The 21,433-nt window shown below is 46.1% G+C and carries 12 protein-coding genes; all 12 read left to right on the top strand.

Going from position 1 to position 21,433, the window contains the following annotated elements; all coding sequences use genetic code 11:
- Positions 1-331: 331 nt before the first annotated feature.
- The 12 genes from AC23NW_RS23265 (at position 332) to AC23NW_RS23210 (ending at position 21,373) form a co-directional block, all read left to right on the top strand.
- Complete coding sequence (locus AC23NW_RS23265; protein WP_487452438.1) at positions 332-1,414, top strand: hypothetical protein; 1,083 nt, start codon at positions 332-334, stop codon at positions 1,412-1,414.
- 85 nt (positions 1,415-1,499) lie between these two features.
- A complete protein-coding gene (locus tag AC23NW_RS23260; RefSeq protein WP_487452436.1) occupies positions 1,500-1,832 on the top strand; it encodes a helix-turn-helix transcriptional regulator in 333 nt (110 codons plus the stop codon).
- Between the two features lie 36 nt (positions 1,833-1,868).
- Positions 1,869-2,105 (top strand): hypothetical protein, encoded by a 237-nt coding sequence (locus AC23NW_RS23255; protein ID WP_487452434.1) that lies wholly within the window; start codon positions 1,869-1,871, stop codon positions 2,103-2,105.
- Between the two features lie 79 nt (positions 2,106-2,184).
- A complete protein-coding gene (locus AC23NW_RS23250; RefSeq protein ID WP_487452433.1) occupies positions 2,185-3,249 on the top strand; it encodes a hypothetical protein in 1,065 nt (354 codons plus the stop codon).
- A gap of 1,034 nt (positions 3,250-4,283) precedes the next feature.
- Complete coding sequence (locus AC23NW_RS23245) at positions 4,284-4,427, top strand: hypothetical protein (protein ID WP_487452432.1); 144 nt, start codon at positions 4,284-4,286, stop codon at positions 4,425-4,427.
- Positions 4,428-4,753: 326 nt separating this feature from the next.
- Positions 4,754-5,401 (top strand): VWA domain-containing protein, encoded by a 648-nt coding sequence (locus AC23NW_RS23240; RefSeq protein ID WP_487452431.1) that lies wholly within the window; start codon positions 4,754-4,756, stop codon positions 5,399-5,401.
- Positions 5,402-5,477: 76 nt separating this feature from the next.
- The gene (locus AC23NW_RS23235) at positions 5,478-6,596 is read left to right on the top strand and encodes a hypothetical protein (RefSeq protein ID WP_487452430.1); all 1,119 of its coding nucleotides are present in this window, start codon (positions 5,478-5,480) and stop codon (positions 6,594-6,596) included.
- Positions 6,597-6,623: 27 nt separating this feature from the next.
- On the top strand, positions 6,624-9,311 hold the full coding sequence (locus AC23NW_RS23230) for a hypothetical protein (RefSeq protein WP_487452428.1): 2,688 nt from the start codon (positions 6,624-6,626) through the stop codon (positions 9,309-9,311).
- Complete coding sequence (locus tag AC23NW_RS23225) at positions 9,308-13,081, top strand: helicase-related protein (protein WP_487452426.1); 3,774 nt, start codon at positions 9,308-9,310, stop codon at positions 13,079-13,081. The genes AC23NW_RS23230 and AC23NW_RS23225 overlap by 4 nt, the downstream gene beginning before the upstream one ends.
- A complete protein-coding gene (locus AC23NW_RS23220; RefSeq protein ID WP_487452424.1) occupies positions 13,044-15,083 on the top strand; it encodes a Zn-binding domain-containing protein in 2,040 nt (679 codons plus the stop codon). Before AC23NW_RS23225 ends, AC23NW_RS23220 begins: the two co-directional genes overlap by 38 nt.
- A gap of 9 nt (positions 15,084-15,092) precedes the next feature.
- The gene (locus tag AC23NW_RS23215; protein ID WP_487452423.1) at positions 15,093-20,489 is read left to right on the top strand and encodes a sacsin N-terminal ATP-binding-like domain-containing protein; all 5,397 of its coding nucleotides are present in this window, start codon (positions 15,093-15,095) and stop codon (positions 20,487-20,489) included.
- A 2-nt stretch (positions 20,490-20,491) separates the two neighbouring features.
- Positions 20,492-21,373 (top strand): AAA domain-containing protein, encoded by an 882-nt coding sequence (locus AC23NW_RS23210; RefSeq protein WP_487452422.1) that lies wholly within the window; start codon positions 20,492-20,494, stop codon positions 21,371-21,373.
- Positions 21,374-21,433: the final 60 nt, after the last annotated feature.

Below are 21,433 nucleotides of genomic sequence, written 5' to 3'. Positions count from 1 at the left end.
AAGAAACAGGGTGATTTTTCAAGTTCAGCAGTAGATGTTTTACTTAGCTACCACTAAATTTTAACTTAATACGCCATTGACTATTAGTGGTTTATCTCAATTGTTGTCCTTGTAGATTTACTAAGTGTTTTACACAATGCAATGTGAGTTTTTAAATAAATAAGAATCTTTTATCTATTTCGAAGATTTTTGTCTACAAATATTTTATTACAGTAACAAATTATAGTGTATATGGACCTATTCAGATAATACATTTTGAATTCAATACTAGACTTTTTTATCTGACAAAAAAAATTATATTAATTCGTGCTGGATTTAGTCGTACTTAACTATGGTTCAGTATACTCTTCAGTTCGATCTTAATTGTGAGCAGTTAAATAGAGTTGACAAAGAAATCAATAATTCATTGACAGCTAATGGTGTAGGGTTAAATAACTCTATTGAGCAGCTACTTTTTAGAGAGATTTCAAGCCAGGTTAAATACATGCTGACGTCAGATACTCCAATACTAGATTTAATTCAGACACGACTAACGGACTGTCTAAAAGTCGCCGAAGATTTTGTAAAACATATACTCTCACCAGTCTTTGCCAAAGAGGATATTCAGCCACTAAGTCAAAGCTTCCATATTCAGTTATGTAAAGAGTTTTCCAGTAAATACACTTCATTTTATAGAGGAAATTTAGAAATAGCCACAGTTATCACTGAATTTGAAAACTCCATTAATGAACTTGATTTGCTTTCATCTGCTAAAAGCCTCTATCATGAAACAGATTTAGTGTTTAAGGCTCGCGGGGAATTAGAACGTCATGCAGATATGATTAGCACTAAGCTTAAACATCAATACCAACTACTTCGCGAAATACGCCACTATCTCACTCCTATTGTCGAGTACGTAGATCAAAATATACTACAAGAATTTATTCGGAATGAGGAAAGCCAAATTGATCAATTGGAAGTAGAATCAGCAGACTGGGCAGCATCTGATAGAAGAATAGTTCGGCGGCATAATAATATTCAAAGGATCAATGCGGTTATTCAATTCATTACATTTTGCCAGTTATTAAAAGATAAAATTAACAAGTGGCAATCGGTTTTAGAAGAATACTTAAATCCATCTTCTCAACAGCCAGAACCTAAATTAAAGGCCCCCCTTGAGAATTTACCTCAAAAGATACTACTACTTGATAAGTTGGGATTTTTCAAATTACCAGAGGTAGAAAAACTTACTATAAAATCAAAAGGCAAACTGATTAGTGCATTATGCGGAGGGAATGTCAAAAACGCTGAAGATTATATCCGTCACTGTGACCCTGATAGGCATGCGCTAGAAAATAACCCATATCGAAATCCAGAAAACTTAAAGGCGATAAATGATCTATTGAGAGAACTTAATAAGATAAGAAATGTATAATTGACATAAACTATGGAGTACTCCAAGTACTACTCCATAGCGTTAACTCCAGCAAAATTTGCATAAACCAAATCAGAAAAGGTTTATGCATCAAACTTTCGTATCATCCCAATCCCTCGTGGTCATTTCCCGTGAAGAGTTAGCGGACCTGATTGAAACACACAGCCGCGCTGCCGTGCGCGCCGAACTGGCGGGTTTTCAGCCACAAAACCAGCATCCGGAACTACCGGAATTATTAACCCGTCAGGAAACGGCCAAACTTCTGCGTATTTCGCTGGTGTCGATTCATGACTGGAGTAAACAGACCGACGACCGGCCGGCCTTGCTTACGCCCATCAAAATCGGCACCCGTACCCGCTTTCGCCGTGAAGAAGTGCTGGCGCTGGTAAATCAGTCACCAAAATACCGTCGTCGGTAGAAAGGAGGACATATGCAGAAACAGCGACCAAAAGTTATGCTGGAGCTTGAAAGCAGCGATTTACGGATTCTTCAAAAGTGCGTATATACATATCAGATGAATTTTGACATTCAGATAGAAGATATTCGCAGCCTTCCAGGACCAATTGAAAGACACGATCTTGAGGAGGCATTTACTGAGCTGGCAGACGATTCGGGTGACATGGTCAAGCTCCTGTTAAAGGTGACTAATGCGGTGAATACGTACATTTCGTGCCATACGCCTGTTGATTAGGCATCACCTTCTCTAGTTCCTTTCTTTTGATCATACAAGGCCGTAATTGACTTTACGGCCTTTATACCAACACGTATTTATGATATACGATGGCTTCAAAACGCTGAAGGCCATAGTGGCTGACTGTTGCCTGATCGATCGGCTCGATCTCAAATATCAGATTTCAGGCAATGGTGAGATCTGCTATGATTTGCCGTTGCACCCGTTAAAATATAAAGGCTTATACATTGCAGGCTTTCCGGAAAGAGGGGCTCCTGGCTCTTACTATTTTAAAATCAGAGGAAGTCTGATCCGGTTTGCTAATCAGGGCATACATAACGACGATTTCAAAGGCCCGTTTGAGTTGCTTGATGTCATTAATGAATTAGTGACTGATCTTCGGATCGATCCATTCAGGACCATGCTGAATAACCTTGAACTTTCAGTCACGATTCCGGCGGAATCCCCGCTATATGTAGTACAGAATATACTGTCATACCAGAATAAACGTCCTAATCTGACGGATTTCAGGGTAGACCGGATCGGGATGAAATATGCTGAGGTGACAAGTGGCCAACATACGCTGAAGCTCTACCCGAAGTCGAGAGAAGACCTGCGGTTTGAAATGAAAATCAATAAAATGCAATCGATTAAGAAGGACGGACCTCTGACATTAGCCGATTTGGCCAACCCCGCTTTTGCGGGGCCAATGGCCTCAAAACTACTGAAGGCCTTCGGCCAGATTCTGTGGTACTGTACTGACATGGACATCGATGGACTGCCGGCCGGAGAGCGGGATCTGATTCTGCGCGGGCGGGATTATGCATACTGGAAGGTTGACGGTGGGTTTAGTCATTCATATCATGCCGTTAGAAAGGCCCGACAGCGGGAGAAAAAGCACTTCAAACGAATCAATGCCCGTGAATGGCGCAGGGGAGAGACCCCGGAGAAGTTGAGGGACCGAATGACCGACCGACTGAATGAATTTAAACGTATTATGCAAAGCCTTGCTTACCGGGAAGCTTACAGGCAATGCCTGGACCGATGGGAAGGGATCGTTGCCCGACCGAATGGCGCCCCGAACATCATATCAGCGCCGCCGATGTCGCAATCTTACTGTTTATCTACGGGTAACATTGCGACATCCCGCTTTCCGGCGCAGTGAAACCGGTAATAGCAGATCATATAATCAGTTCATGAATAATGCCTGTCCGGCTAAGCAATATGCGCGATTTACAAACCTGAGTTGTTACGTTCTATAGAGAGGGGGCGAATTGTATCCCGATTTTAAGCTAAATGGTTTATTGTCTGATATTTAGTCTGTTTTTTGTCGGTACCGGAGTAGTAGTAGCAATATCGCGTTATCAGGGTGGTCCACGTCTCCCGAATTTGTAATACCGTAGTGCTTGTATTGCGCTACTTTTACAGCCGTTTATTCGTGAAAGTTGTACGTTTACATGAAGGTAGCCATATCGGGTGTGACATGGCATCAGCCCTCCACTTACCCGCTCGACGGGCGTTTGGCTACCACTTATTTTCCCGGAGTCTTTCAGACAAAGTGACGGGACAGACGATCCAGGGCGCGCTCCTGAAACCGTGTTTTTTGTACCCCCCCTATGTGATGCTGTAATTGGCGTAAGGAATCCCTTAGAGAAATAGGACGATTTGTCAGTTCGGTAAAAATTGTAAAGGATATAGTCTTAACATTTTAACGAGGGCCATTCATTAGGGCCGAATAGACTATTCGATACATATTTGGGTGGAGCACTATCAAATGGGTTGGCAAATGGTAATGCACTATTGACAAGGATGGATGAAACCGCCTGACTTCATGGTGGTTCTTGGAGAGCCGGATGCATAACGAAAGCGGACGCCGCGGGTGCACGTCTGGTTCGGGGAGAGGACAAGCAAAACCTGTAGTTGTAAAACTACCTAGGGGCGCTTGCTCGACTTTACCCTATGTGCCCATGCCGGTGGATACCCTGGGATATTAAATAAAGTATTCCTGATTACACTTCCTTTATCTACCTCAGCTAGCAGCAAAAGGATTTTTTCTGAAAAGAGGGCACTACTCGATGATTAAGCAGGTCGGCTGTCACCAAAGCGGTTTTGCAGTCATAAAATTTAGTAAAGATCTCTTTAGAGTATCTATCCACAAAAGTCTGTTGATGAACGAGGACCATGCCTCTGCGCAACGCCTTGGAGCGTCAGCGTCGGCAGGCATTTGTCAAGATCGATGTATTCTCGGCGGTTACGCTGGATGAGCTGCTGCTCATTTACGTGGTGCAGTTAGCCGATCTCCAGCAAAATAAAGCCGACACCGAGCCTGTGAGTGCATTGTGATTACGGGCAGCCTGGGCATTACAGGCGTGGGAGTAGAATTCTTCTTGTGGCAGGACGGGCTAAAACTACGTATCACTGGGCGGGTGCCATACCGCAACAACATCACTCGTTCGGAGTTTTAACGGCTGTTTACACGCTAGGACTCGGATTATAGGCGGGTATAAGGATTATTTTTTGAAGGTCTAAATAGTCTGAGTATTGACGAAATTGTTGCTGAATATCAATATGTTAACTTACTGCAAGCTTGCAGGGATTTCGTGCCGTGCGAACCGTGTGCTACGTTTGTATCAGGTTTCCAACGCCGGAAGCCACTAACCAAACAAGCTATGCAAACGGTTCACCCAAGCCCCGTATTTAACCTCATCCTTCTGGACGAAAGCGGCTCCATGAGTCCACTCAAAGCCGCTACCCTCAGCGGCTTCAACGAGATTGTCCAAACCATTACGGGTAGTCAGCAGCAGTTTCCCGACCAGCCCCAGTTTATTACCCTCGTAACGTTCAACGGACTGGGCATTAAAACCCTGCTCGATAAGCAACCCGTAGATCGACTTCAGGCGCTCAGTACTAGGCAGTACCGTCCTGATGCCAGTACACCTTTGTTGGATGCGCTGGGCCGCAGTCTGTTGCGGCTCGATTTGCAACTGGAGTCCGAGAGTAAGCCAAGCGTGCTAGTTACTATTCTGACCGATGGCCAGGAGAATGCGTCACGTGAATTTACGGCACCTACCGTACGTGCCCTTATTCAGCGGCTCCAGGGCCAAGGCTGGAGTTTTACGTACATGGGTGCCAACCATGCCGTCGAGCAGGTGGCAGCCTCGCTGTCGATCCAGACAACAGTACGTTTCGATTACTCCGAAGCGGGCCTGCAAACCCTATTCGAACGCGACCGTAAAGGGCGCACGGCGTACTACGAGAAAAAAAGGCAAGGTCTATCGAGCTGTGAGGCCGAAGCGGGGTATTTTGAACAGCCATGATACCAAGAACGCATAATTAATTACAGGATTATTTATATTAGCCGTTTGTACTCCTTACTACTAACACACTACTACCTTGACTGCCCATCTGCTCCGCGCCCCCGACTACTGGCCTACGGACTACTTCGAAGTCTGTACGTTGCTTCAAGCAATGAGTTTGCCCGGCTGGACCTTTATTATTCCCGAAACAGAGATAGACCCCGAAAGCATCAACCCCCAATGGGGCGGCAATCGGCGCAATCCTGAAGATGTGCAGTTTGCGTATCATTCCCCCGTCGAAAAAATCATGTACGATACCAATCGACAAATGCCTTTGTCATGGCAGGAGTTGTTTGAGGTGTGTCAGTTTTACCGTCGTCACCAGGATGTTAGCCCAACCGATGTGGTCATTTTACTCACACGAAGGCCCAATGCTCTCAACTGGTTCAGTGGGTTCGACGGGGCGAAAAACGTATTTATTCACACAGCAGACTGGGAACGATACATAGTAGGTGAACCTAAGTATGCGATTGCCTACGAGGTGCTGGCCAATACTCTTCAACTAAGCATGGGACTTAGATTAGACACTAAACAAGTCTTTTTGCATGAGCGCGCTATTGGATGCATGAATGATTTGTGCGTAGACAAAACTCAGATTGCCTTTAAGCTGCGCACCGCCGACATCTGCGGAACGTGTTTGGAAAAACTCAAGCAGGCAGAAGTGCCCGACCTAGTGGTTGCGGGTGCATTAAACGGTTTTGATCAGATCAGAACTCAGCTGCTTTTCCGGCAAGGGTTTCGACGGTCGGCTCAGCCCGGGCCGATGCTCATCAATCGGCATTATCAGATTGTATTTCCAGAACAGGGCTATCTAGCTGTGTCCCTGACTCCGCTCAGCCGTACGGTGTATATCTTTTTTCTCCGTCATCCTGAGGGCGTCCGGCTAGCCGACCTATGCGATTATCGGACTGAATTACTCAGTATATACGAACGCCTGAGCCGTTCAGGAAGCCGTACAGCCATAAGCAGTAGTATCGAGCGGCTGGTAGATGTTCGGCAGAATACGCTGAACGAAAACCTGTCGCGTATTCGCCGGGAGTTGCTTAAAGCCCTTGGTGAAACACTGGCAGCGCCGTATTTGATAACGGGTGAATCGGGTGGGGTCTATCGCATCGGGCTTGCCCCTCACCTGATTCGGCAGGAAAACGAAGCGTAATCAAGCGTATCCATACCCTATACCATCATGCTATCCTTACCCGACTATTTACAGCGACTAACCAACCTAGCAGTAGCTGCGTATCAGACAAATAGCATCATTCGGCCCGATGCAGACTTTTATCAGCGCCATTGCTCATCCGTACTCCAGCAGGTTGATACAAGCCTGCTATTACAGGCATTACAGATGACCGACGCCCAGCGACTACACCTGCGTTGTGACGACTGGCAGCAGACCGACGAGTTTTTCGGCACGTTTCTCACAACACTCTGCTTTTATAAGTTTGCCCAGAACCAGACAGAAACCCCCTTAACCGAACTATATAAAACCGGAACGGTGCTTTACCATCCTGGCAAAGCCGAGGCAAGGGTAGTGGTCAGCCATCATGCCACGGGTATTATTACCCGGCCTGTTAAAGAAGAAACCGTTCGTGTCAAGGGTGACAAACATACACAATTGAAAAGGTTTAACCCAAGCTTTGAGCAGGCAGCCCGGTATATACCACTGGCTAACGTAACCGAACATGCTTACAAGCGGAACGCGCTGGGCAACCTGATCGATTATTTTAACCTATTTAACGACAACCTGCGCCACCATCGCGCCCTGACGCAGTTTTCACGCCGGTTGCTGGTAGTGGCACCATATACAACCATTCAGCAGTTACCTTCGGAACTTCAGCTTCCCATTAGGTATGAGTTCAGTAGGCACTACACGGTTCCGGTTGTCAACCCGCTGGTTGAGGTTGTCAATCGCTACGCCGATGCTCGGCCTGCGCTCCGTAGAACCGACAACACCATTGATGAAGTGGTAGTGTTAGGCAATATAGGGTATCGAGAAAGCCTGAATGACCTAATAAATGACATTGACGATGGGTATATCAAACGGGTTGTTATTTTAGGTAGTCAGCCCATTCAACCCGAATATGGCTTTCGGTGCTGGTCCTGGAGCCAGACCGAACGTAGCTGGCTCCGAATGGGTCGGACGTTTCGCATGAACCGCGTTTTACTCTCCTCAGAGAGTCTGCTACCGCTCAGAGACTTGTTTTTGCCGTGTGCCCACCAGTTAATGGCCTTGGGTCTTCCCGAAGCCGAGGCCTTTAGTGCTATTAACCGGCTCATTAGTCAGCATTTGCGCGATGCCCTCACCGACACTGAGGCCCTACTCAATTACCAGCAAGCGTTGCTCGATGAGCCCGATTCTGTTTGGCGTTCGTGGTTTGTCGAGGCCAATCAGTCAGATCAGTACCTGACTTTCTGCATAACCTTGATGAAAGGATTACGGGCGGTGGCCGATCATATAACTACAAACCAAGCTAAACTGACAAAAATTAAAGAACTAGCTGGCCAGTACAACGGCCAAACTTGGGTTGTGGCCCGGCCTAAACAGGCAGATGCCCTCAATCAGCATTTAGCAACCCTTACCTCCCTGCGGGCCATTTCATACCGAGAGCTGAAAAGCCTCTTAAATAAACCAACGGGTGAGGCATCCGGACAGTTTATCTTTCCGGCACTTTCGCTCAACTATCAGCCGGGAGGCAAACTACTGCGTGATTACTGCCTTTATCAGCGAGCCCTGGAGCGTGGCCCTGGCTATGTCCTGGCCTACGAAGGGCTGGAAGATGGGCTGGCAAACCTTTGCGAATGGCTTTATCAGCGCGACGAGAACCGCTGCCTGACCCACCCCGACCGGAAGTATTGGGTAGATTTTAACTACAAGCCCACCAACCAACAGACATCGGCCGATTCCTTCTCAACGGGCCTGCTCAAACCTCTGCCCGCCAGCGAAGCCGAAGTAATCGATCACTTGGTGAATGAATTAGCCTTGCTCGACGACAACACCGCTCAGCAGCATGTTGAGACAACCGACCTGTTACTACAGATCAACGAGTCATTTACAAACTACTTTGGGGTCTGGAAAGATATCCGAAGCAGCAGAAAAAAAATTAAAAACAAAGGGAGCGTGCTACGGGTAGCCGAACCTGTCTCATCCGGTAGATCAACCTACCCGGCAGATATGTCACGGCGTTATTTGATTAGTTTTGACGATCATACAGAGTACGAGTACAAAGGTAGTCAGGTGTTGGGTAGAGTAGAGGGCACTACAGTAAACCTGATCAAAGTTGCCAATACACAACCGGGAGACTTGATCGTTAGGTTTTCCATACGGTTTGATACTTGCTTTGATACCCTGCGGACCATACCTGCAGCAAGGGAAGCCCTAGACGAAGTAAAATGGGCCAGCAAAGCATGGCGAAATTGGCTTAGAAAGTCAATTGAGGTTATGGCAAGCACCCATAAACTAACGCCCACTCAAGCCCGCCTTGCCCGCTACCGGAAACTATTAGACCTGGTGCAGGCTTCAGGCTCTTCCATTGAATTTGTACGATACCAACGTTTCGAACAATGGCTTGATAATGCCGATGATTATATTTTCCCGCGGGCTATTAGTCATTTACAACTCATTCTCGAGACACACCTTAATCAGGCTCTTCCCGCCGATAAGCCCGCTAAACAACAGGAAATGCAACGGATTATAGCTGCCCGTGATCAATCAACTAGTTTCCGCGAGATGGTCACGAAGCTGCATAATGAGTTAACCCAGTACCTGATTACCAGTCAGGCAGGGCCTCTGCTTAGAAACATGCCCCAAAGCAACCTGAACACATTGCTAACTACCCGTACCGACCGGTACATTCAACGTATTAAGGCTTTATGATACACAATTACCGAGACGCGTTTATTGATCGACTTCAAACGGCTCTCATAGGGCCCGGTGCCGACGTATACGGACTGGATGACCAAACCGAACTGGTCAGTACTTCCCCGCTACAACTCTATTATTCAGGGATTCTGTTTCCTACCCGAAGTAAGCCGCTTACTACAGAGGAGCAAGCCCAGGATGAAGTATTGCAAACACAACTGACCGGGGCGACTTCGACGGCCGATGAAAGCGATGAGTCGGACATAACAGATGGCGGTCGAGAAGCCGACGCTATCCTGACCGACGCCGGTTCTGACCTGCCTCAGGCCGATTTGCGGAGCGATACCGCTCGGGATGTGAGCGAAAATAACCACTTTTACCCTGCCAATCTGGGCCTTACCTGCTGCGTAGAGACTAGCGTTCGATACCTGATGCTGCACGTAGAGTTGGCCCGTTACCGCGACTTATCTGAGAACTGGAAAGATCGCCGTATCCGGTTTGCCAGACACCATTTTGACGCAATACAGAATCACCCGCAATTTCCAGTTGACCTCAAAACAGCTATGGTGTACGAACCCCTGTCGGAAATAGAAGGAGTGTTGTCGCTGGGGGGACTATCAACGAAAGTTTCGCCTAAAGAGGCTCGAAACAAACTCAAAACGTTCCGGCAACATGCTGACGACAAACTACCCGAGGCCCTTAAACGGTTCGAGCTTCTGCTGTCCTCCAAAATGTATCAGCGCGTCCCGTTAAGCGAAACCACTACCATCGATCTGCACGCATCAGAGAACTCGTTTCCCCTTTTGATTTCTTCGGAAACTGGTGTCAACCTACTAACCTGCCACTATAAAGTGGTACGACAGCAGGACAGGCAGTATGTGAAAGTTTTAATAGCCAACGCAGCGACACCCCACCCTCGCACTAAATTCGTATTATCAAACGAAATACTTAACCAGAAAGCGCTTTTCCAGGTAAGACTTCGTATAACGGCTCCAGCCTTATGCCCCTATAAAGACCTGGTACGGCAAAATCCCTATGACCCAGAAGGGCAAACGATAGCCTACCAATACCGTCGTGTACACGCCTTTGGTATTGGCCATGGTTGCGCCGTTCGGTGGGAGCCAACTAACTTGCCTACCTGGATTGAAACTACCTTTCTGCCAGTTACAGACATACCGGGAGTTAGTAACGACTTCAGGCAAGGCCAAGAGCATCTGTTCGAGGTGGCCCGCCTGCGCAATTTGTCCGTGTGGTCGGCATGGTCACAAGCCGAGACCTGCGACAGGCTCAGTGAATTTGTACAAGGCTACGCCGACTGGATCGAAGCGCAGCAGGTAATGGCAGCTACCGAACCGCCTGAATGGGCCTCTCAATCGGCTGCTCTCATCACCCGTCAGCAATACAATCTCGACCGGTTGCGTATGAATGTACAGGTACTACGCACTAAAAAAAACGCATTCGAGTGCTTTCGGCTGACCAACACGGCCATGTACATCCAGATGATTATATCGCAGGATAACCGGTTTGGCCGACTCGAAAAAGAAGCAACAGATACCAACCGGCTACACGAATACTTTACGGATTTGTATGACAGCCTGACGTTTTTTGAACACTACAATGAAACCACCGACAACACATACTGTACCAGCCGCCCCATAGCGTATCGGCCCTTTCAGTTAGCTTTTTTACTGCTCAATCTGGAGAGCACGTTGAACCCTCAATCACCCGATCGCACGGAAATAGTGGACTTACTCTGGTTTCCGACGGGCGGGGGTAAAACGGAAGCCTATCTGGCGCTAACGGCTTTTACCATTCTATGGCGACGGCTTCAGTTTCCAGAACAAGGTGAAGGGGTATCGGTCATCATGCGTTACACTTTACGGCTATTGACGGCGCAGCAATTTGAACGCGCCAGCCGCCTGATTGTCGCGCTGGAGTTTATGCGTCGACAGGCCGATACGCTTGGTGTGTCACTTGGAACGAGTCCGATCAGTATTGGGATGTGGGTGGGAGCCGCTACTACGCCAAATAAGCTCACGGGCGTAGGTAGTGCGCAGGAAAAGCTAGGAATCAACAGCGATGATTATAATACCCTCGACTTTCAGGTTCGTCTTTTAAACAAAAACAAGTCCGACAAATCTGATCCGGCATACGAAAAGAATCCATTCCAACTGGTAGCCTGCCCTTGGTGCGGCTGTAAACTCATCACACGAAACGAAACGGGTGAGTATCGTCATGGCTTTAGTATTCGGAATAAACAGTTTACTATTGAGTGTCGCAATAAACACTGCTCGTTTCATAAACAGGCAATACCGCTCGACGTGATTGATGAATCGTTATATCGTCAACCGCCAACGCTATTATTCGCTACAGTCGACAAATTTGCGCAGTTGGCGCATGTCGAAGAAGGGCACCAGTTTTTTGACTCTATTAATCGGCAAAATCTGCCCCCTGATCTGATTATTCAGGACGAATTACACCTGCTCAATGGGCCACTGGGTTCGGTAGTGGGATTGTTTGAGCTGATGGTTGAACTGCTTTGCACCAGAAACGGGCGAACACCCAAAATAATAGCATCTACGGCCACAACTCGAAACACAGCTAACCAAATCAGTAACTTGTATGGCAACCGGGCCGTCAATATTTTCCCCGCTCCGGGTCTTACGCACGAAGACAGTTATTTTTCAGTATCCATCCCGACGCAACGCCGACGGCACGTAGGGTTTATGGCTACAGGAAAAACGCAGCTGGATACACAGGTAAAAGCACTGCTTCCTAATCTGCTCTTCACCCGCGCTCAACTTTATAACCAGCATCCGGATGCCAACCAGCTCAACCCATACTGGACCATCGTTTCGTATTACAATACATTGCGGGGTGTGGGGCGTATATACAATAAAGTGGGCGACGAGGTGCTCGCCGAACTACGTCGGTTACACAACTACCACAATTTGCCTGCTTCGCTCAGCTTTAATTACCGGGGCTTAGTGTATCGTACCAGCGAACTAACCAGCCGGGTTGATAGCAAGCAGATAAAGCAAACACTGAGTCAATTGGAAAATCCCCTCGAATTAACGGAACAGAGCGACGGGCAACTACAAGTCAGTAACAACACTACTGATCTTGTTTTGGCTTCCAACATGTTTTCAGTGGGTATCGACATTGGGCGACTTAACATAATGCTGATGAACGGGCAGCCCAAGAATAGTGCCGAGTATATTCAGGCCTCTAGCCGTGTAGCCCGTCAACAAAACGGACTCGTTATTAATTTACTGGACGCGAACGTGGCCCGCGAAAAATCCTATTTCGAGAACTACGCAACGTTTCACCAAGCCTACTACCAGTATGTTGAACCACTAACCATAACGCCCTTCACCGAGACCACATTCGAGAAAGTATTGAATAGCTTACTGGTATGCTATGTCCGGCACTTGCGAAAACTACCCCGAAAGGGCGACGCGCACGATTTTGACGGAAACATTGATGAGCTGATAGACCTGGTACGACAGCGCGTCCCGGAGGACACTGCTGCCCGGGAGTTTGCCGACCTGTATCTGCGTAGACTGGCTAAAGACTGGCTGGAGAAGATACGCGACCACAAGCAACAACAGAACAGACTTACCTATAAAGATGGCTTAATTACGCCCACAGAAAGCATGGATGAGTGGTCGCTCATGCAGTCTATGCGGGAAGTTGATACGACCAGCTTATTATGCATCTCCTTCAATACATTACCCACTAATTTTAATGAAAACGATGTCCCACAAGAAATTCCCCAGGAATAATTCGCAACCAACCTCATTGGTAAACGCCAAATATGAAGAAATACCCACCCGCAAGCTCCTGACGGCCTATGGTGGCCCTGGTTCTATTGTAGAAACGAGGGGTGGGTCAGTTCTTGTTGAACCATTCAGTGACTGGGAGGCATTCAGGAAGAAACCCGCTGCCGAAATAACCATCGAGGACGAACGATTAGTACAGCGGCTACGCAACTGGTTCCCTGCGTTGGAGAGGTTAGTAAAGATGCCTATCAATGCACTGAATGAAGGCCATAGGCCTAAATTAAAAGACCAAACCGTAAAAGTCCGCTGTTTTCCGGAATGGATGTTTTCGCCGGTAACCCGTCGGTTCGATAAGGTAGCAAACTGGCACCGGCATTGGGTGAGTGTGACCGATAAGGATGAGTCGGCTAAAGCGAATTTTCATCCGCCGAAGTGTTACCAGCAGTATCAGGCCTATAAAAGCGGGGCCAAAAAACGGAAATATACCGACCTAGAACAGGTGCGTTTTATTATGATTTCGCCCAGCGGACACATCGCTGATGTGCCATGGGATCGGTGGGTATTTGCCCGTGTAGATTCAACACCAGAGGGTCAGGAGATACCTGCCGACGACCTGCCTGCCGGAGAGGCTGACAACCAGCAGGGAAAAGTATGGCTTGATTTTAACAAGGAGATTCCAAAAGATGTGTACTACCGGTATGTTGTTTCTGATGAACGGAGCGACTTAAGTGGAATTGCCATTTTTGCGTATCACGTAGATGATACCGAAGCAAAATATCCCATTGCCCGCCAATCACTTACGGGTCTGTTTAACCTACGGGTAGCCCAGAAACACTTGGTTCCCTACACTTATCCCCACGGAAACGACCTCATGAAAGTTGTTATTCGTAGTAGTAACAGTGTGTACTATCCGAATATTGTTCAGAGCCTCTATCTGCCAGCCCTGCTTGAAAACCTGTGGCCTTCTGAAGCGATAGAGTACATCAAAAAACGTTATGCAAAAGGAAAAACTCCCGAAGATATTGCAGACGAACTGGAAGATGCGCTACAACTGAAACGAACTTCGGCGCAGGTGGGTCAACTTATCAGCAATGCATTTGAGCCAATAAATGAACACAGTATAACTGACGATGAAGAAGCGTATCGACAGGGCGAATACACATTTATTACCCAAAAAACACAGCGCTTCCAAGACGAGCAAAACCGTCTTTCGTTGACCCCCATTCAGGAGTCAACAAAGTTACTGCCTGGCCTGAAGACAATTTATCGCATTGACCGATTGAAACTAACTGCGGTTCAAACATCCTATACACGTCAGGAACCACTCGACCGGTCATTCTTTTTGAATGAAGATGACATGGAACGCACCGATGGCATTGTTATTAGGAAGCGGTACACCTCAAAATGGCGCAAGGAAACAATCCGGTATTTTCCGGCTATTGAAAGCTATGGCGAAGGGTTATTCTTCGACTTTGACGAGGCCAGGCTCACTACATGGGCAGCTGATCCGGATGTGGTGGCTCGCGCCAACATTATAAATGACAACTACGAACAAAACCGGATGGGTCATGTTCCCCGCAACATTGACGCTAAACTCATTTTAATTCATACAGTCAGCCACCTGCTTATTAAGGAACTGGAGTTTTTATGCGGTTATCCGGTCAGTTCATTACAGGAAAGACTCTATGTGGGGCCTGCCATGCAGGGCTTACTAATCTATACTATAGCTGGCGCAGAGGGGAGCTACGGGGGCCTGACCTCACTAGCAAAATCCGGAGCCTTGACGAACGTGATTAAATCGGCTTTACTACGAGCCCAGGATTGTGCATCCGATCCTATCTGTTACCATACCGGCAATGATGGTCTGGGACAGGGGATAGGGGGGACGAATCTGGCAGCCTGCTATTCGTGCGCTATGCTTCCCGAAACGTCTTGTGAAGAGTATAATCGCTTTCTGGACCGAAAATTAGTCATAGATGAAGAGCTTGGTTACTTCCGTTCCTAGCTAGGTCTCTTGCAAAGAATTGCCGACGCTCTTGCTGTGCAACAGGTGTTTGCGGAGCGATTTGGGTATATTATTACAGACACCAATTTTAATTTAAAGCAAATGATTTCGACCACAGTAGAGGAAACCCTAAAACGATACTGGAAAAGTAACGATATGCTTTTGGTAGCCGAATACCAGCAATCTGAAAAGAATCCAAAGTTTGGCTACTTTAAAAACTTCCTGGCAAACGACCGTAAAGTAGTCTACCCCAAAACTGATGGATTAGAATATAGTCGACATTTACTGCTTCACATTTCACATAACCAAAATCTGAAAAGTGGACAGAATTACGGGGTTAGAGTAAGGCCTGCCACAACGAACAATACGCCGAATCCTTATTTAGTTGAAATAGACGAAGTATTTGAGGTAGAATACGATAGCCCCCGCGAGTTTATTCGAAAGTGGTTCAGCCGAAAAGGCGAGAATCCAGGTGATGCAGCCACAATTGCTTCGCAACTGCGTCTTAATGAACTGGAGTTATACACACAAACGGAGCGATTTGTGTTTGAACTGCTTCAGAATGCTGATGATATGCCAACAGCAGGCAAAAAAGTAAATGTCCGCATGGAGTTGTTAGACGATTACTTTCTGTTCATGCACGATGGTAAATTCTTTGACCGAAACGACGTTCAGGCTATTGCTGATGCTGCTCAAAGCAATAAAACCCGCGATAAAACCAAGACGGGTTATAAAGGAATAGGCTTTAAATCCGTCTTTACTGATTCAACACGGGTCTTTATCCGGTCGCATAGCTATTCGTTTAAATTTGATAAGCTAAACCCAATCTATAGCGATTTCTGGCAACTTTACGGCAATTACCTCGAAGAATCATCTCCGGCTAAACAACGGGAAATCAGAAGAGAATACACTGGCCGGGAGACTGAATATACACAAATTGAGCGTATACCTTGGCAGATTAAACCTATCTGGGTAGATCCAAGTGATTACCCGGAGGAGTTAAAGAACTCGGACTTTCGGTCGAATCAAAACGTAGTAATTGCCCTTGAAATTGGGCAGATTACGTTAGTAGAGAAACAGTATCACCAGAAAATAAGCAATTTGCTCAGCGAGCCACGTTTTCTACTGTTCTTGAGAAATATAATTTCAGTAAGCTACAAGCATGGTAAACAGGTTAGTACACTAACATTAGAGCATAACTATGGGCAATTCAACATTCTGCTCAACGGTAATCCCAACTCGACCTTTAAAAAATGGGAAGCTGAGATTAAGATTTCAAATGAGAGTTTTGCAGAAGCCGGCCTACACTTTCAGAAACGAGCTTTACAAGAGGGTAAATACGAATTCATTACTCAGGATGGACAGCAGATCAAGAATATTCCTGAAAAGCTCTCTGTTCTCGACCATACTACGCTTACATTTGCTGCTCAAATTCAAAGCAATACCATCAAACGTGTTCCTGAAGAAGAAGCTATTCTTTTCAACTACTTGCCTACTTCAGACAAGCGCTTCGGCTTCCCTTTCTTGGTAAATGCAGATTTTATTACCAAAACAGACCGAGAATTTATTCTTCACGAAAACGTCTGGAATCAGTATCTGTTTTTTCATATTGGTTATTTGCTCGTTGATTGGTTGAGCCAGCTATCTCAGCAAATAAACTTACAGACCTCCTATCTAAACGTGTTAATTAGTGAGTTAAAAGACGAAACGCATAAATCAGAAGGAGAAATAAACGCAGCTTTCAACCGAGGATTCAGGAAAGCTATAGCCGAAATTCCCTTCATTCGTTCCGAAGCAGGCTCGAATGAATTATGTAAAAACGTAATTCTCGATGAAACAGGATTAAGTGGAATAGTTGGATCGGATATATTCTACAAGTTGACCGGAACAGAAAAAAAGTTGCCATTATCTAAAATCAAACCAACAATACTTCGTCGCGATTTTTTAGGTATTGAACGGTTTGAAGTCAAGGAGCTTACGGAACTACTATGCTCTGAAGACACGATTACCCAATTTACGGAAGTGATTAGGGGAGGGAGTGAACTGAAGTACTTGGCATTTTTACTGTGGCTAAATACACTTTGCGAAGAGCATACAAATCATTTACAGCCATTATTACATACCTTACCTTTCCTTCGCTTTGGCAATGAAATGTTATCCTGGTCTGCCATTGTTACTCAGGAGCATTACCTTCTGCTTGACGACCGGACTGAGTTGTTACGTCCTGAGTTGACAGCCTTGGGCTTCCTGCTTTCAGACGTCAGCATTGATACAATTCCGGCCCTCAAATCGGCATTACAAGCAAAAAATACCTACCTCGATACTGATTCGCTGCTATACGATAAAGTAAGTACAAAGTGCGGGCAGCAAGCTCTTGAACCGACGCAGAAAGCCAGCCTGTTTACCTTTTTTAAAGGGCTAAACGGAGTGGGCGAAACAAAATATGCGCAGACACTTTGCCTGTTCACCGACGAGTCGGACGTTTGTCGACCCTTAGACAAGTTATTGAGCCGTAACATTGATGGGTTACCTGACTGGTTATTGCCTTTTCGGATTACCGAAGCCGAATTTGATATTCTTCCCCAGGCTGCAAAGGGGTATCTGGTAAAAGCCACCAATTTGTTTTCACAACTTCTCTGTGACCCGGCTTTGCTGGCTGAGTGTACACAATCCCTAAGCAGTACGCACCTATCCGACTGGGTACATCATTTACAGCTCTGGCGCAATAAAGACAGCGTAACGCCTTCTGTAAGCTGGAACGCCTTACCCTGGCTATACGTTGATGATACCCGACGGTTTAAATCAGCCCGGGAACTTTGGAATCACCAGGCCTTGGATACCGTACCGGCTCAGGCTGTCATCGAGTCATTGACCGGTTGGCTCATGCCACATGCCGAAAGCAGGCGGCTTATCAACCACTTTTCGCTGCTGCCCCAAACTGATACGCTCACTAACAAACTGGTGCCTTCGAGTATGTTGCTGACCGAGACAGACGCCCGGCTGCTTATACGCTTTCTCGTTGAGGCCGGTGAAAGTTTGTTCTTCTCCAAATTTCAGTTTGTATCCGTCGAGGGTGGTTATCAGCTAAATGCCCTGGGAAAAGAGCAGCGGCTTTATGTAGCAGATAAAACGTTACAGGCTTTTATTTCGGAAAACGGGCCGCAAGAATCGTTAATCGCAGTTCCTGATACCCTGGCTGATACCGAAGCCTGTGCTGCTTTGGGTGCCTTAACGGACGACGCCCTATTAGCACTTCTAGCCGAAAAATCTGCTGTACTTTCGCTGGCTTCCCTGATACTAAAACGGGCCGATACTAAGTTATATGAAGTTTTTCTCAAACACCTGCCTGTCTTACCACTACTGTCAACAGCGGTATATACAGATCAGTCGGCTGAAGTGCAGGTACTGAAGATTGCTCACGATTTACCTGACCGGGACAACATACACTTGTTTAATGCCCTGCTAAGCAAAACAACCTTAGATGGGCTGCCGCTGAGCGAGACCAACGACTTTCTTCCTGTGGTTGTTGTCAGAAACATAGCCGGAAAAGAGCCATATACATTCTCAACAGCTGAATTATTACCAAACAACGCTGTCCGCATTGAGCGTATTCAGCAAGCAATAAGCGCGTTTAGTGACTGTAAGCGTATTTCAGCAAAATTTCTACGCGAGAAGATATTTTCATCAAAAGAGCTTAAAGCGGACAATGCTGAGTCGGAAATTTTCAGGTCAGCGCCTGAGTATCTATACCCGGCCCAATTAGTCTTTCTACAAATTTATAGACAGTCGAAAGGCGAATCCAATCTGGTATTTAAAACTAAGGATTTCTATAATTATTGGATTGAAAAAGGAGAAGAGGCAAAAGCTTGGGAGGATATAGGGGATTACTTAAACCTCCTTTACGAGAAACAGTTCAGAAACAGCTACTTTACGTATGGATTGAATAAGTGCGTACTTAATACTGATTACTGTCTGGCACCTGACGAACTGTTACCCGATTTTTTTGCTAAATGGGCTAATACAGAAGAAAAAAAGCAGTTCCTGACTGATTTGAACGATGGTGCCCACGGTTCAGATTCGGATGTTGTGAAACTTCGTATGGCGCTTTTACAGCGGGATAACTCAGGAGCCGAAGTAAAGATGCGGAATGTTAACAACACGCTTCTTATCAATACGCTCAAATGGCTATGCGTAAAACAGGATGATTCGGCTGTTACGGTGTGTATTGATAGTATTGGGAAAATGCTCGCTAAAATAGTCTGGCCATCTGGTCAAAGCCCAATTGTTCCAATTATTATTTCAATCGATGAAGGAAATAAAATATATCGGCTTAATGAGTTTGCGGGCCAGATTGTTCATACATGGGCAGAAAACTGGAAGCCTTTTGAGGTTGAGATACATAAACTACTGACTTCACAGAAAATATGGATTGTTGAGAATTCATTTCCAATAGCACTGGATGAACTAATTGGCAAACTGAGTAGCCTAACTCCTGTCAGAAAACTGGCTATGGATATCCTGAAAGGGGCAAGTCACCCCACAGAGCCATTCTATCAAACGTGGGAGTCAAAAAATGAATACCCTATATATGTTATCCAAGCTAATCGGATACCGTGGCAGGTCTGGTACAACGATCAACTTGTATTGGACGTGGAAGAAGGCGAAAGCTACTTTGACGAAAGTACAAAAATCACATATCTGACCCCAAAAACAGCTAAAAGTTTTCCGCTTTACCTTCCTGATAGCTTCCCACGTGATCTTAAGCTCAGATTATTTGAGTTAGCCATGGAACTACATCAAAGCGATGACACCAACACCAACAGCGAACCCAAACTCTCGTTTGCTGAGACTCGAAATCATAATGCAGTAGATGAATCTATACAGTCGGGTCGTGAGCTGAGTGACGAACAACAAATCAAGATTTATGGCGAGGCAGTACAGCGGGGTAAACAGTCTCTGGAAGATGATGGGTTTGACTTTAGCGATGCTGAACAGGCAGAAATAGGCTATTTCAAAAATGTAAGGCGGCCTGATTCTTTTGAACCGATTGAGGTCTATTTCAGAAGTGCCAAAAAAGGGCTTCTCTATTTAAATCCGAGCTTGTGGTTGCGATTAGATGAGCCTGACCTTCTGTTAGTCGTCATTTACGGCGATGGGAAACCCAGGTATATTACTTCTAAAGAGGCACTGTTAAGGGGTAAATATAACGATTATCTGTTATTCAGAACTGTCAATACGATTGACCCGGAAAAGACGGATACGATGGCCAGACAAATGGATGACGAGACGGGGCATCTGTTGTTTATCACCAGTCCGGAAATGTACAGGGCCATCAGTCAGGATATTGAGAACAGACGTTATAATCCATCAATAGAATCATCTTTGGGCGATAAATATGATCTATAACAATGACTAGCAGAGAAACCCAGATTCAGTTCTATGAACACGAACTACGCGAGATAGAATTAAATATCAAACAGACTTATGAGGCTTTGCCCGTCAGTCTTGTGGCCAGTGAAGAACTCTTTAGGGGACTTTATCAGGGCTATGATTCACTTCGAGGCAACATCTTTATCGACTTCCGGCGCGATAAGCCAACTCCCCGACTCGATCAGCTATTTACGGCTTTTGTGGTAAGTGCTGAAAACAAATCATTAGAACGGTGGAAGCAAATTCGATATCGGGATCTGCTCAGTTCACTGAATAGTGAGACCGATCTGTCAGAATTAAAAGTCATCAATTTTATGCCTGCTGATGACCCGGATTTAATCAGAGCCATTTGCCGGGACGTTTCGCTGTCCTTTATTGATCGCAGGCAGCGAAATGAAATGATTTGTCTGGGTCCGGCCGAACCACCTCTAGAGTATCTGATTAACCTTCGACGCCTTACGGAATCTTTACCTACCGATAAACCTCGTCGACCATGGGAAAAGCTATTACTCAATTCCCCGGTTCTAGAGCCGGATCGACTTCCGATATTAATAACAGAAGCTGAGGATATTCCTCAAGTACTGGAAGACGCTGTCCATGCCTATCGGCTCATTGTATTACAGGGACCTCCAGGGACAGGAAAAACCCATCAGGTTGCTGGCCTTATCGGACGTTTATTGATGAATAATCAATCCGTTTTATTAACCGCCCAGACGAACCGATCAGTTGTTGAAGTCTGTGCCAAACCTTTTTTAAAACCATTGTTAGTGGCTGGCAAGGTTAGTAAAACAAGCCTGTCTGGTTCTGAAAGAGCAGCTTATCCAACGCTACTACCAGCGAAGGTGAGTATTTCGGAGTAAACTGACCCACCTGTTACGCAGGAAATTGACCCGGGTATTTCGGTGCAAACTGACCCACCT

Source organism: Arsenicibacter sp. R0_47 (genome assembly GCF_057652235.1).
This window is presented reverse-complemented; position numbering and strand designations above follow the sequence as displayed.